This is a genomic window from Pseudomonas sp. D5(2026) (assembly GCF_057766845.1).
On sequence record NZ_CM173421.1, the window covers coordinates 1,524,270 to 1,537,335 of the forward strand.

A 13,066-nucleotide genomic window follows, 5' to 3' on the forward strand; every position below is an offset into this window, starting at 1 on the left:
CATGATCGTTCGTCCTGTACGCAGCAGCGATTTGCCTGCGTTGATCGAATTGGCACGCAGCACCGGCACCACCGGGCTGACCACGCTGCCGGCCAACGAAGAGCGCCTCGGGCACCGTGTTGGTTGGGCGGAAAAAAGCTTCCGTGGCGAAGCCGAGCGTGGTGACACCGATTACCTGTTCGTGCTGGAAAACGACGAAGGTCTGGTGGTGGGCATCAGTGCCATCGCCGGCGCCGTCGGCCTGCGTGAGCCTTGGTACAACTATCGGGTCGGCCTGACGGTCAGCGCCTCGCAGGAGCTGAAGATCTACCGCGAAATCCCGACGCTGTTCCTGGCCAACGACCTGACCGGAAACTCCGAGCTGTGCTCGCTGTTCCTGCGCAGCGACCACCGCTCGGGTCTCAATGGCCGTCTGCTGTCGCGCGCGCGCATGCTGTTCATTGCCGAGTTCCCGGAGCTGTTTGGCAAGAAGATCATTGCCGAAATGCGCGGCATGTCTGACGAGCAGGGCCGTTCGCCGTTCTGGGAAAGCCTGGGCCGGCATTTCTTCAAGATGGAGTTCAGCCAGGCCGACTACCTCACCGGCGTGGGCAACAAGTCGTTCATCGCTGAGCTGATGCCCAAGTTCCCGCTGTACACCTGCTTCCTGTCCGAGGCTGCGCGCAACGTGATCGGCCGTGTGCACAAAGACACCGAGCCGGCGCTGGCCATGCTTAAGCAGGAGGGCTTCAACTATCAGGGCTACGTCGACATCTTTGACGCCGGCCCGGCCATCGAGTGTGACACTGCCAAGATCCGCGCGGTGCGCGAGAGCCAGACCCTGGTGCTGGCGGTAGGTACGCCAGGCGACGACGCGACCCCTTTCATCATCCACAACCGCAAGCGCGACGACTGCCGTATCACTGCTGCACCTGCACGGTTGGCCGCCGGTACCCTGGTGGTCGACCCGTTGACCGCCAAGCGCCTGCGCATGGGCGTCGGCGACAATGTGCGCGCGGTGCCGCTGTCGGCCAGCCGGGAGGCCCAGTAAATGACCACGCATTACATCGCAGGCAATTGGCAGGCTGGCCAGGGTGAAACCCTGCAGTCGCTCAACCCGGTGACCCAGGCCGTGATCTGGCAAGGGCAGGGCGCTGACGCCAGCCAGGTCAGCGCTGCTGTGCAGGCGGCGCGGCAGGCCTTCCCGGCCTGGGCGCAGTTGAGCCTGGAGGCACGTATCGATGTGCTGGAGAAGTTTGCCGCGCAGTTGAAAGTGCATGCCGAAGCCATGGCCCAATGCATTGGCGAGGAAACCGGGAAGCCGCTGTGGGAATCTGCGACTGAAGTCACCAGCATGGTCAACAAGGTGGCGATTTCGGTACAGAGCTACCGCGAGCGTACCGGCGAAAAGAGTGGTCCGCTGGCCGATGCCACGGCTGTTTTGCGGCACAAGCCCCACGGTGTGGTGGCGGTGTTCGGCCCCTACAACTTCCCCGGGCACCTGCCCAATGGCCATATCGTGCCGGCGCTGCTGGCAGGCAACTGCGTGGTGTTCAAGCCCAGCGAGCTGACCCCCAAGGTTGCTGAGCTTACCGTCAACTGCTGGATTGCTGCCGGCCTGCCGGCGGGTGTGCTGAACCTGGTGCAGGGGGCACGCGAAACCGGTGTGGCGCTGGCCGCCAACCCAGGTATCGATGGCCTGTTCTTCACCGGCTCCAGCCGCACCGGCAACCTGCTGCATCAGCAGTTCGCAGGGCGTCCAGACAAGATCCTGGCCCTGGAAATGGGGGGTAACAACCCGCTCGTGGTGGACGAGGTCAAGGACCTCGACGCGGCGGTGTATACCATTATCCAGTCGGCGTTCATTTCCGCTGGCCAGCGCTGCACCTGCGCGCGGCGCCTGCTGGTACCGCAAGGCGCCTGGGGCGATGCGCTGATCGCGCGCTTGGTCGAGGTGTGCAAAACCATCACGGTGGGGGCGTTCGATGAGCAGCCGGCGCCTTTCATGGGCTCGGTGATTTCGCTGCAGGCGGCTCGGGCGCTGCTTGCGGCCCAGGCCGAACTGGCCGCCAAAGGTGGCGTGAAACTGCTGGAAATGACCCAGCCACAGGCCGATGCCGCACTGCTGACCCCGGGCATTGTCGATGTCACCGCCGTGGCTGACCGCCCGGACGAAGAGTTTTTCGGCCCGCTGCTGCAGGTGATCCGCTACGCCGACTTCGATGCTGCCATCGATGAAGCCAACAACACTCAGTATGGCCTGGCTGCCGGTTTGTTGTCCGATTCGCGCGCACGCTACCAGTACTTCTGGCTGCGCAGCCGCGCCGGCATCGTCAACTGGAACAAACAGCTGACGGGGGCTGCCAGCAGCGCACCGTTCGGCGGCGTGGGTGCCAGTGGCAACCATCGCGCCAGTGCCTATTACGCGGCCGACTACTGCGCTTACCCCGTGGCTTCGCTGGAGACCGCCAGCCTTGCCTTGCCGGCGACCCTGACGCCGGGCGTCACCCTATAACAACAGTCACGGAGCCTAGCCGATGAAATCCTATGAAGTGAATTTTGATGGCCTGGTGGGGCCTACCCACAACTATGGCGGCCTGTCTTACGGTAACGTGGCTTCGCAGAGCAACAGCCAGCAGGGGTCCAACCCGCGTGAGGCGGCGCGCCAGGGCCTGGCGAAGATGAAAGCGCTGGCCGACATGGGCTTCAAGCAGGGTGTTCTGGCGCCACAGGAACGCCCGGACGTGGCCGCGCTGCGCCGCCTGGGGTTCAGTGGCAGCGATGCCGAAGTCATCCAGCGCGCCGCCCGCGAGGCCATGCCGTTGCTAGTGGCCAGTTGCTCGGCCTCAAGCATGTGGGTGGCCAACGCCGCGACAGTCAGCCCGAGTGCCGACACGGCTGACGGTCGTGTGCACTTCACCGCCGCCAACCTCAACTGCAAATATCACCGCAGCATCGAGCACCCGACCACCAGCCGCGTGCTGGGCGCCATGTTCAACAACGAGAAGCACTTTGCCCATCACGCCGCGCTGCCTGCCGTGGCACAGTTCGGTGACGAGGGCGCGGCCAACCACACGCGCTTCTGCCGCGCCTATGGTGAGGCCGGTGTGGAGTTCTTTGTCTATGGTCGCAGCGCCTTCGACAGCCGTTACCCGGCGCCACAGAAGTATCCGGCCCGACAAACCCTGGAGGCCTCGCAGGCTGTGGCCCGGCTGCACGGCCTGAGCGATGACGGTGTGGTCTACGCTCAACAGAACCCGGCGGTGATCGACCAGGGTGTGTTCCACAATGATGTGATTTCGGTGGGTAACGGCGAAGTGCTGTTCTACCACGAGGACGCGTTTCTCGATACCGACGCGGTGCTTGGGCAGCTGCGAGCTAAACTGGCCAGCAAGGGTGGCAACTTCCAGGCCATCTGCGTGCCCAGAGCCGCGGTGGCGGTGGAGGACGCGGTGCGTTCCTACCTGTTCAACAGCCAGCTGCTGAGCCGCGACGATGGTTCCATGCTGTTGGTCGTGCCGGAAGAGTGCCGCAACAACGAGCGGGTCTGGGCTTATCTTGGCCAGTTGACCAGTCAGGGAGGCCCGGTGAAGGAGGTCAAGGTGTTCGACCTCAAGCAGAGCATGCAAAACGGCGGCGGCCCAGCCTGCCTGCGTTTGCGCGTAGCCTTGAAGGAATCGGAACTGGCGGCGGTCAACCAAGGCGTTATCATGACGGCCTCGCTGTATGACACGCTGCTGCAGTGGGTCGACAGGCACTACCGCGATCGTCTTGGCGAAGCAGACCTGGCTGACCCGCAACTGCTGGTGGAATGCCGTACGGCACTGGACGAATTGACCCAGATCCTGAAGTTGGGCTCGGTGTATCCGTTCCAACGCCAACCTTGAAGAGAGACTCTGTAATGACCGACGCCTTGCGCCTGATCCTCGAAGATGAAGACGGCACCCAGCTGGAAACTTCCTGCACCCGCTTTGCTGTGGTCTGGCAAGGCAAGGAAGTGTGGATTCAGCAGGATGGCCGTGGCCAGCTGCTGATCGGTGTGGATGTCGAGGAAGACGACACCGAGTATGCCAACTTGCTGCTGCGCCCGATGGCCACCAACCTGGTCAGCCTGCAGCTGGAAATGGAACCGGCAGAGCTTGGCGAAGACGACGATCACGTTCATGGCCCTGACTGCGGTCACCACCACTAAGGAAGTCCCTATGCTCGCCCTTGGCAAATTGCTTGAGCTGACCCTCACCGATCACGAACCGGCCGAGAAGACCCAAGTGACACCCAAGGGCGCGCGTTTGCGGTGGCTGGGGGAGGGCGCGCTCGAAGTGCGTCCGGCCGAAAGCGAAGATTGCGGGCTGGACTTGCTGTTGTCCGCCGGCATTCATGGCAACGAAACAGCGCCGATCGAATTGCTCGAGCGGCTGCTGCACGGCGTGGCCAACGGCAAGATCAAACCCAGGGCACGGGTGCTGTTCCTGTTCGGCAACCCGGCGGCGATCCGCAAGGGCGAGCGCTTTATCGAGCAGGACATCAACCGTTTGTTCAATGGCCGCCATGAGCTTTCCAGCGGTTTCGAAGCATTGCGTGCTGCCGAGCTGGAGCAGTTCGCCCGGGTGTTCTTCAGCAAGCCGGAGCGCAGCCGCCTGCATTACGACCTGCATACCGCCATCCGCGGTTCGAAGATCGAGCAATTCGCCTTGTACCCTTATAAAGAAGGGCGCAAGCACTCCCGTCGCGAACTGGTGCGCCTGGCGGCGGCAGGTATGGAAGCGGTATTACTGCAAAGCAAGTCGTCCATCACCTTCAGTGCTTTCACCTATGAACAGCTCGAAGCTGAAGCCTTTACCTTGGAGTTGGGCAAGGCCCGTCCGTTCGGCCAGAACGAGCAGGTCAATCTCGACAAGCTCGAAGAGCGGCTGATTCGCATTATCGAAGCTACCGAGCCAGAGGAAGAAAGTTCGCTGGATGGCCTGCAATTGTTCAGGGTTTCCCGCGAAATCATCAAGCACAGTGACAGCTTCCACCTGCACTTGCCGGCGGACATCGAAAACTTCTCCGAGCTGAGCAAGGGTTACCTGCTGGCTGAAGACCTGGCCGAGATGCGCTGGGTGGTCGAGGAGGAGGGCGCACGCATCATCTTCCCTAACCCCAAAGTCAAGAATGGCTTGCGCGCCGGCATTCTGATCGTGCCGGATTCGGGGCAGCGGCTGGGCTGAGAGCGCTGTCGCCTGCAGGCGACAGGGTTTCGGATCCTATCCATGATGAAAACCTTTTAATTCACCGCCTGTTCCATTTTCCCTTCCCTTGAGCGGTAATTGGCTTGCCAGTGGCGAAACACAGGATTTAGCATCCGGTCATGTCGTTTTCGTTTGCATAGCCCGAAAAACCGTCCAAACGATGGCTTCTATCGTATAAACACACTGCATCGAGACTGCAGGACCGATATAATGCGGCCCTTTGCCGTCGTTTCGTCGACGCGTTTGCCCAACAGGGCCGCCGTTTCCGTGGAAGAACCTATGAAAAGCGCAGAAATCCGTGAAGCCTTCCTTCGCTTCTTCGAAGAGCAGGGACATACCCGAGTCGCCTCCAGTTCGCTGATCCCGAACAACGATCCGACCCTGCTGTTCACCAACGCAGGCATGAACCAGTTCAAGGACTGCTTCCTCGGTGCGGAGAAGCGCGCCTACACGCGTGCTGTCAGCAGCCAGAAGTGCGTGCGTGCCGGTGGCAAGCACAACGACCTGGAAAACGTCGGTTACACCGCGCGTCACCACACCTTCTTCGAAATGCTGGGCAACTTCAGCTTCGGCGATTATTTCAAGCGCGACGCCATTACCTTCGCCTGGACCTTCCTGACGTCCGAGCAGTGGCTGAACCTGCCCAAGGAAAAGCTCTGGGTCACCGTCTACGCCACTGACGACGAAGCCTACGACATTTGGACCAAGGAAGTCGGCGTGCCGGCCGAGCGCATGGTGCGCATCGGCGACAACAAGGGCGCCCCGTACGCCTCCGACAACTTCTGGACCATGGGCGATACCGGCCCGTGCGGCCCGTGCACCGAGATTTTCTACGATCACGGCGCGGATATCTGGGGCGGCCCACCCGGCTCGCCAGAAGAAGACGGTGACCGTTACATCGAGATCTGGAACAACGTTTTCATGCAGTTCAACCGCACCGCCGACGGCGTGTTGCACCCGCTGCCAGCGCCGTCGGTGGACACCGGCATGGGCCTGGAGCGCATCAGCGCCGTGCTGCAGCACGTGCATTCGAACTACGAGATCGACCTGTTCCAGAACCTGCTGGCTGCCGCAGCCAAGGCCATCGGTTGCAGCAATGATGGCCAGGCCTCGCTGAAAGTGGTCGCAGACCACATCCGTTCGTGCGGTTTCCTGATTGCCGACGGCGTGCTGCCGTCCAACGAAGGCCGTGGCTACGTGCTGCGCCGCATCATTCGCCGCGCTTGCCGTCACGGCAACAAGCTGGGCGCCAAGGGCAGCTTCTTCTACCAGATCGTTGCCGCACTGGCCGCTGAAATGGGCGAAGCCTTCCCGGAGCTGAAGAGCCAGCAAGCGCACATCGAGCGCGTGCTCAAGGCCGAAGAGGAGCAGTTCGCCAAAACCCTGGAGCAGGGCCTGCGCATCCTCGAGCAAGACCTGGCCCAGCTGAAAGGCGACGTGGTACCGGGCGACGTGGTGTTCAAGCTGTACGACACCTATGGCTTCCCGATGGACCTGACCGCCGACATCGCTCGTGAGCGTGAGCTGACTATCGACGAAGCCGGCTTCGAGCGTGAAATGGACGCCCAGCGTGAGCGTGCCCGTTCCGCCAGCGCCTTCGGCATGGATTACAACAGCCTGGTAAAAGTCGACAGCGCCACCGAGTTCCTCGGTTACGATGCCACTGAAGGCCAAGGCAAGATCATCGCCTTGTACAAGGACGGCCTGTCCGTCGACCAGCTGGGTGAAGGCGAGCAGGGCGTGGTCGTGCTCGACCGCACGCCGTTCTACGCCGAATCCGGCGGCCAGATTGGCGATACCGGCTTCCTGCAGGCTGGCGCTGCACGCTTTGACGTGCGCGACACCACCAAGACCGGCGGTGCCTTCCTGCACCACGGCGTGGTTGCCAGCGGCGCGCTGGTGATCGGTTCGCCAGTCGAGGCCAAGGTCGATGCAGAGGTGCAACACGCCACCTCGTTGAACCACTCCGCCACTCACCTGCTGCACGAAGCGCTGCGCCAGGTGCTGGGTGAGCATGTACAGCAGAAGGGCTCGCTGGTCGACAGCCAGCGCCTGCGTTTCGATTTCAGCCACTTCGAGGCGGTGAAACCAGAGCAGATCAAGGCGCTGGAAGACATCGTCAACCGTGAAGTGCGCAAGAACACTGCCGTTGAAACCGAACTGACCGACATCGAAACGGCCAAGGCCAAAGGCGCAATGGCGCTGTTCGGTGAGAAGTACGGCGACACCGTGCGTGTGTTGAGCATGGGCGGCGATTTTTCGGTGGAATTGTGCGGCGGTATTCACGCCAAGCGCACCGGTGACATCAGCCTGTTCAAGATCATCAGCGAAAGCGGCGTGGCCTCTGGCGTGCGCCGTATCGAAGCCGTAACCGGTGCCGCTGCGCTGGCCTACCTGAACGCTGCCGAGGAGCAGGTCAAGGAAGCCGCGCAACTGGTGAAAGGTAACCGCGACAACCTGATCGACAAGCTGTCGGCTGTGCTTGAGCGCAACCGCCAGCTGGAGAAGCAGCTGGAACAGCTGCAGGCCAAGGCCGCCAGCGCCGCCGGGGACGATCTCTCCAACGCGGCTGTTGAGGTCAAGGGTGCCAAGGTCCTCGCCGCCCGCCTGGATGGGCAGGACGGCAAGGCCCTGCTGGCGCTGGTCGATCAGTTGAAGAACAAGCTCGGCCACGCAGTGATCCTGCTGGGCAGCGAGCATGAGGGCAAGGTTGTGCTGGTGGCCGGCGTGACCAAGGACCTCTCCAGCCAACTCAAGGCTGGCGATCTGATGAAACAAGCCGCTGCGGCGGTGGGTGGCAAGGGCGGTGGCCGTCCGGACATGGCCCAGGGCGGTGGCGTCGACGTCGCAGCTCTGGACCAGGCCCTGGCGCTGGCCGTGCCATTCGCAGAGCAGGGACTTTGAGATGAAGGGGTGGATGGTCTAGTAGCCACACAGGCCACTCCCGTCCACTCCTTCATGTTGGATTGTTATTTGGGGCCCTGTATGGGCTGAGGCACCATTGAAATGGCGTTGATCGTACAGAAATTTGGCGGCACCTCTGTCGGTTCCATCGAGCGGATCGAGCAGGTAGCCGAAAAGGTCAAGAAACACCGTGAAGCGGGCGACGACCTGGTGGTTGTGCTGTCGGCCATGAGCGGTGAAACCAATCGTCTGATCGACCTGGCCAAGCAGATTACCGATCACCCGGTTCCTCGTGAGCTGGACGTGATCGTGTCGACCGGTGAGCAGGTCACCATTGCCCTACTGACCATGGCCTTGATCAAGCGTGGTGTGCCAGCGGTGTCCTACACCGGCAACCAGGTGCGTATTCTCACCGACAGCTCGCACAACAAGGCGCGCATTCTGCAAATCGACGACCAGAAGATTCGTGCCGACCTCAAGGAAGGCCGCGTGGTCGTGGTTGCAGGCTTCCAGGGCGTCGATGAGCACGGCAGCATCACTACCCTGGGGCGTGGTGGCTCTGATACCACTGGCGTGGCCCTGGCGGCGGCGCTGAAGGCTGATGAGTGCCAGATCTACACTGATGTCGATGGTGTCTACACCACCGACCCGCGTGTCGTGCCACAGGCTCGTCGCCTGGAGAAGATCACCTTCGAAGAAATGCTGGAAATGGCCAGCCTCGGCTCCAAGGTGCTGCAGATCCGTTCGGTGGAGTTCGCCGGCAAGTACAACGTTCCGCTGCGCGTGCTGCACAGCTTCAAGGAGGGTCCGGGTACCCTCATTACCATTGATGAAGAGGAATCCATGGAACAGCCGATCATTTCCGGTATCGCCTTCAACCGTGATGAAGCAAAGCTGACCATTCGCGGCGTGCCGGATACCCCGGGCGTGGCCTTCAAGATCCTCGGCCCGATCAGCGCTGCGAACATCGAAGTCGACATGATCGTGCAGAACGTTGCGCACGATAACACCACCGACTTCACCTTCACCGTGCACCGCAACGAGTACGAGAAGGCGCATAGCGTGCTGGAAAACACTGCACGCGAAATCGGTGCCCGTGAAGTGATCGGCGACACCAAGATCGCCAAGGTCTCGATCGTTGGCGTCGGCATGCGTTCACACGCCGGTGTTGCCAGCCGCATGTTCGAAGCCCTGGCCAAGGAGAGCATCAACATCCAGATGATCTCCACTTCCGAGATCAAGGTTTCGGTGGTGCTCGAAGAGAAGTATCTGGAGCTGGCCGTACGCGCGCTGCATACCGCGTTCGATCTGGATGCTCCTGCCCGACAGGGCGAGTAAGGCGCTGCCTGGAAGGGCGCGGCTTGCCGCGCCCTTCGCGTTTCTGCTCGCCGCGCAGGCCCTGTCCTGCCCTGTGCGGCGAGTAACCAGGGCCTTGGTCGTCGTCCGCGACCTTGTCCCGAAATCCAAGACTGTTACCCCTGAATGTTTTGCGTAAGGAGAAAGCTATGTTGATTCTGACTCGTCGGTGCGCCGAGAGCCTGATCATTGGAGACGGCGAGATCACCGTGACGGTGCTTGGCGTCAAAGGCAACCAGGTGCGTATTGGCGTGAGCGCCCCGAAAGAAGTGGCAGTTCACCGCGAGGAAATCTACCTGCGGATCAAGAAGGAGAAGGATGAAGAGCCAAGCCTTTAATTTTTTTGAAGTTTTTTTCAAAAAAAGGGTTGCAAAGGTGAAAGAGGTTCTTTAATATTCGCCTCGTGTTGCGGTGAGGTGGCCGAGTGGCCGAAGGCGCTCCCCTGCTAAGGGAGTATACCTCATAAGGGTATCGGGGGTTCGAATCCCCCCTTCACCGCCATTATTCGCTTAGGGCGCTGTAAACGGCAAGAACGCTAAGTAGTTGATTTTAAACGAAAAAGTTCTTGCAAAAATGTTTCAGCGACCTATAATGCGCGGCAAGACACGGACTCATAGCTCAGCTGGATAGAGTACTCGGCTACGAACCGAGCGGTCGGAGGTTCGAATCCTCCTGAGTCCGCCACTTTTGAAGTGGCTTTGCTTAAAAGCTGCTTCAAACAACCAGTGGTAATCTGGTCTAAAACTACCAATTGCGGACTCATAGCTCAGCTGGATAGAGTACTCGGCTACGAACCGAGCGGTCGCAGGTTCGAATCCTGCTGAGTCCGCCACTTTTTGAAGTGGTTCTGCTTGCAAAGCTACTTCAGTAAACCAGTGGTAATCTGGTCTAAAACTACCACCACGGACTCATAGCTCAGCTGGATAGAGTACTCGGCTACGAACCGAGCGGTCGCAGGTTCGAATCCTGCTGAGTCCGCCACACCCCATCAAAAAGCCCGCTCAATAGAGCGGGCTTTTTGTTTGTGCGCCAATGAATTCTTGATCATGTCGATCTACGCTCTTCTGTAATGATTGCGGTGTAGCTTGGAGCCGCTGTGCGGCCTCAAAAATCAAATGTGCTTTCTCATCCACAACAACCGTCGCACTGATAGCTTCGAGCGTTGTCCCAGCTTTATCACGCAAACGATTGTTCTGGCCAAAAATTTAAGCGATCTGACAGCTTTAGCAGTGTATGATTGCGCCCGTCAGCCCCGTCGGGGCTTGTGGAAAACCACCATGGACTTACCCAGTAGTTACTCGCTAACAAGATTCATACAGAAAGATCTGACCGATTGATTCCCTCGGCGTGCTCCGCTGCTGGGAGTGGAGTTCGCCTATGACTGAAGTAGAAGTTAAAAAAGCGCAAGAAAGCCTGCAGGATCGCCTGGCCCAGGTGGTCGAACTGCTGCAGCGTCAGCGTATGGTCGAAGACCTGACCCATCGCCAGGAAGGCGCGCACAACGACCTGGTGGAAAACCTGGTCCACCGTCAGAACCTCGTCGAGCTGCAGCGCAAGCTCGATGACCTGCACCCCGCCGACATCGCCTATATCCTCGAAGCCTTGCCCCTGGAAGATCGTCTGACGGTCTGGCAACTGGTGCGCTCGGAGCGCGATGGCGACATCCTGCTGGAAGTTTCCGATTCGGTTCGCCAGTCGCTGATCGCCGACATGGACGATCACGAGCTGCTGGCTGCCGCCAAGGAGATGGACGCCGACGAACTGGCCGACCTCGCCCCAGAGCTGCCGCGCGACGTTGTTCACGAGCTGATGGAAACCCTCGATGCCCAGCAACGCGAACGGGTGCGTTCGGCGCTGAGCTACGACGAGGAGCAGGTCGGTGCGTTGATGGACTTCGAGATGGTCACCATCCGCGAGGACGTCAGCCTGGAAGTGGTTCTGCGCTACCTGCGCCGCCTGAAAGAACTGCCGAACCACACCGACAAATTGTTCGTGGTCGATTACGACGGCATCCTCAAGGGGGTATTGCCGATCAAGCGCCTGCTGGTCAACGACCCGGAGAAAAAGGTGGCGGAGGTCATGGCGACCGACCCCGTCTCCTTCCAGCCCGAGGAAGATGCCTACGATGCAGCGCAGGCTTTCGAGCGTTATGACCTGGTATCCGCCCCGGTGGTGGACAAGAGCGAGCGCCTGATCGGCCGTCTGACCATCGACGAAATGGTTGACCTGATCCGTGAGGAAAGCGAGAGCGAAGTCCTCAACATGGCGGGTCTGCGTGAAGAGGAAGATATTTTTGCCTCGGTCTGGCGTTCGTTCCGCAACCGTTGGGCGTGGCTGGCAATCAACCTGATTACCGCGTTCGTTGCTTCGCGAGTGATCGGGTTGTTCGAAGGTTCGATTGAAAAGCTGGTGGCGTTGGCTGCGTTGATGCCGATCGTTGCGGGTATTGGTGGCAACTCTGGTAACCAGACCATCACGATGATCGTCCGCGCCATGGCCCTGGACCAAGTATCGCCAGGCAATACCAGCCGCTTGATGCGTAAGGAGTTGGCTGTGTCGCTGATCAACGGCCTGGTGTGGGGCGGAGTGATTGGTGCGGTGGCTTTCTGGCTGTATGGCAGCTGGTCGCTGGGGGTGGTGATGACCGCAGCGATGACCTTGAACCTGTTACTGGCGGCGCTGATGGGCGTGCTGATCCCGATGACATTGGCCCGCTTGGGTCGCGACCCTGCGATGGGGGCGAGCGTGATGATCACTGCTGTGACTGACAGCGGCGGCTTCTTCATCTTCCTTGGGTTGGCTACGCTGTTCCTGCTGTAAGCCGATCCTCCCTGTGGGAGCAATCCCACAGGGGAGTGCGATTGCTGCCTGTCAGTCGCCGACAAAAAAGCCAGCTTACGCTGGCTTTCTTGTGTTCGCGCAGGCCTCAGGAAGCGTCTGCGGCCATTTCCACATCGTGAGCGATGAGGGCGACCAGAGCGTTCTGCTGGCGGTGGGACAGTTGGCGGAAGCGCTGCAGCAACTCGCGCTCATGCAGGGACAGCTCTGGGCTGTCCAGACGCATGCTGAGCTCGTCACCCAGCGCGCCTTCCTGGATAAGGCTCTGTTCCAGGCGTGCGATGATCTCGGAGTTCATGCTGCGGTGGTGGTTGCGCGCTACCTCGGCAATGCGCTCACGCATTCCGTCTGGCAGGCGGACGACGAACTTGTCAGCGGTGCGGCTCGAATAAATAGCCTGTTTCATTGGGCGCATATAAATTGACCGGAGTTTGGTTCAGGGGAAGCGGTTCTCAAATTGGCCGCACGGGATGGAAGTACGACCGTGGCGACGACAAAATGTTCAACCGCCAGTGAAAAATGGATGCTCATCTTGCCTCAAGGTCGCCGTTTGCTTGGCGTCAATTATGTGACAAATAGTGAGCCGGATAAAGGCTTTATGCCAGTACCAATTATCAGAAATGAGCACTGGTTTGAAAAGTTTCACATGCTCTGGCTAGCCTGGCCGTCAGTCATTTGCCGTCAACAATTGGTAAAACCCAGAAAAATGCCCGGAAAAGCCCTAGAATGCGCCGGTTCCCTCCATAGAGCATAGTGGC

Annotated in this window: 11 protein-coding genes and 4 tRNA genes; 14 read left to right on the forward strand and 1 reads right to left on the reverse strand. The window is 60.2% G+C overall.

The annotated features are described in order from the left end of the window. Position 1: 1 nt before the first annotated feature. The 13 genes from aruG to mgtE all read left to right on the forward strand — a co-directional run bounded on the left by aruG (position 2) and on the right by mgtE (position 12,290). Positions 2 to 1,030, forward strand: a complete 1,029-nt coding sequence (gene aruG, locus AC3B5Q_RS07130; RefSeq protein ID WP_014590103.1) for an arginine N-succinyltransferase subunit beta — start codon at positions 2 to 4, stop codon at positions 1,028 to 1,030. Beyond that, positions 1,031 to 2,494 (forward strand): succinylglutamate-semialdehyde dehydrogenase, encoded by a 1,464-nt coding sequence (gene astD / locus AC3B5Q_RS07135; RefSeq protein WP_021785133.1) that lies wholly within the window; start codon positions 1,031 to 1,033, stop codon positions 2,492 to 2,494. Positions 2,495 to 2,516: 22 nt separating this feature from the next. Then, positions 2,517 to 3,866: an N-succinylarginine dihydrolase gene (gene astB, locus AC3B5Q_RS07140; protein ID WP_103444745.1), complete on the forward strand. Its 1,350-nt coding sequence runs from the start codon at positions 2,517 to 2,519 to the stop codon at positions 3,864 to 3,866. 14 nt (positions 3,867 to 3,880) lie between these two features. Beyond that, the gene (locus AC3B5Q_RS07145; RefSeq protein ID WP_003254508.1) at positions 3,881 to 4,171 is read left to right on the forward strand and encodes a topoisomerase II; all 291 of its coding nucleotides are present in this window, start codon (positions 3,881 to 3,883) and stop codon (positions 4,169 to 4,171) included. 10 nt (positions 4,172 to 4,181) lie between these two features. Next, entirely contained in the window at positions 4,182 to 5,189 is a 1,008-nt protein-coding gene (astE, locus tag AC3B5Q_RS07150) for a succinylglutamate desuccinylase (RefSeq protein ID WP_021785135.1), read from the forward strand. A 300-nt stretch (positions 5,190 to 5,489) separates the two neighbouring features. Continuing rightward, positions 5,490 to 8,114, forward strand: coding sequence for an alanine--tRNA ligase (gene alaS / locus AC3B5Q_RS07155; protein WP_028696950.1), 2,625 nt, complete (start codon positions 5,490 to 5,492; stop codon positions 8,112 to 8,114). 102 nt (positions 8,115 to 8,216) lie between these two features. Then, positions 8,217 to 9,452, forward strand: a complete 1,236-nt coding sequence (locus AC3B5Q_RS07160; RefSeq protein WP_021785137.1) for an aspartate kinase — start codon at positions 8,217 to 8,219, stop codon at positions 9,450 to 9,452. 167 nt (positions 9,453 to 9,619) lie between these two features. After that, entirely contained in the window at positions 9,620 to 9,808 is a 189-nt protein-coding gene (gene csrA / locus AC3B5Q_RS07165) for a carbon storage regulator CsrA (RefSeq protein ID WP_003254503.1), read from the forward strand. A gap of 72 nt (positions 9,809 to 9,880) precedes the next feature. After that, positions 9,881 to 9,971: transfer RNA gene (locus AC3B5Q_RS07170), tRNA-Ser, on the forward strand. A 106-nt stretch (positions 9,972 to 10,077) separates the two neighbouring features. After that, positions 10,078 to 10,154: transfer RNA gene (locus AC3B5Q_RS07175), tRNA-Arg, on the forward strand. 71 nt (positions 10,155 to 10,225) lie between these two features. Then, a tRNA-Arg gene (locus tag AC3B5Q_RS07180) sits at positions 10,226 to 10,302 on the forward strand. Positions 10,303 to 10,374: 72 nt separating this feature from the next. Then, positions 10,375 to 10,451 (forward strand) — tRNA-Arg (locus AC3B5Q_RS07185). Between the two features lie 396 nt (positions 10,452 to 10,847). Next, positions 10,848 to 12,290 carry a magnesium transporter gene (gene mgtE / locus AC3B5Q_RS07190; protein WP_003254500.1) on the forward strand — a complete coding sequence of 481 codons (1,443 nt, stop codon included), beginning with the start codon at positions 10,848 to 10,850 and terminating at the stop codon, positions 12,288 to 12,290. A 106-nt stretch (positions 12,291 to 12,396) separates the two neighbouring features. On the opposite strand, the gene AC3B5Q_RS07195 is transcribed toward mgtE, so the two are convergent. Next, positions 12,397 to 12,723: an Arc family DNA-binding protein gene (locus tag AC3B5Q_RS07195; protein WP_003254499.1), complete on the reverse strand. Its 327-nt coding sequence runs from the start codon at positions 12,721 to 12,723 to the stop codon at positions 12,397 to 12,399. A gap of 69 nt (positions 12,724 to 12,792) precedes the next feature. Between AC3B5Q_RS07195 and AC3B5Q_RS07200 the strand changes: the two genes are divergently transcribed. Beyond that, entirely contained in the window at positions 12,793 to 13,062 is a 270-nt protein-coding gene (locus tag AC3B5Q_RS07200) for a hypothetical protein (protein ID WP_135192500.1), read from the forward strand. Positions 13,063 to 13,066: the final 4 nt, after the last annotated feature.

What these genes read in the sequence shown, in the direction of transcription:
- aruG (WP_014590103.1), top strand. Translation starts at nt 2, where the DNA reads ATGATCGTTCGTCCTGTACGCAGCAGCGATTTGCCTGCGTTGATCGAA.
- astD (WP_021785133.1), top strand. Translation starts at nt 1,031, where the DNA reads ATGACCACGCATTACATCGCAGGCAATTGGCAGGCTGGCCAGGGTGAA.
- astB (WP_103444745.1), top strand. Translation starts at nt 2,517, where the DNA reads ATGAAATCCTATGAAGTGAATTTTGATGGCCTGGTGGGGCCTACCCAC.
- AC3B5Q_RS07145 (WP_003254508.1), top strand. Translation starts at nt 3,881, where the DNA reads ATGACCGACGCCTTGCGCCTGATCCTCGAAGATGAAGACGGCACCCAG.
- astE (WP_021785135.1), top strand. Translation starts at nt 4,182, where the DNA reads ATGCTCGCCCTTGGCAAATTGCTTGAGCTGACCCTCACCGATCACGAA.
- alaS (WP_028696950.1), top strand. Translation starts at nt 5,490, where the DNA reads ATGAAAAGCGCAGAAATCCGTGAAGCCTTCCTTCGCTTCTTCGAAGAG.
- AC3B5Q_RS07160 (WP_021785137.1), top strand. Translation starts at nt 8,217, where the DNA reads ATGGCGTTGATCGTACAGAAATTTGGCGGCACCTCTGTCGGTTCCATC.
- csrA (WP_003254503.1), top strand. Translation starts at nt 9,620, where the DNA reads ATGTTGATTCTGACTCGTCGGTGCGCCGAGAGCCTGATCATTGGAGAC.
- mgtE (WP_003254500.1), top strand. Translation starts at nt 10,848, where the DNA reads ATGACTGAAGTAGAAGTTAAAAAAGCGCAAGAAAGCCTGCAGGATCGC.
- AC3B5Q_RS07195 (WP_003254499.1), bottom strand. Translation starts at nt 12,723, where the DNA reads ATGCGCCCAATGAAACAGGCTATTTATTCGAGCCGCACCGCTGACAAG.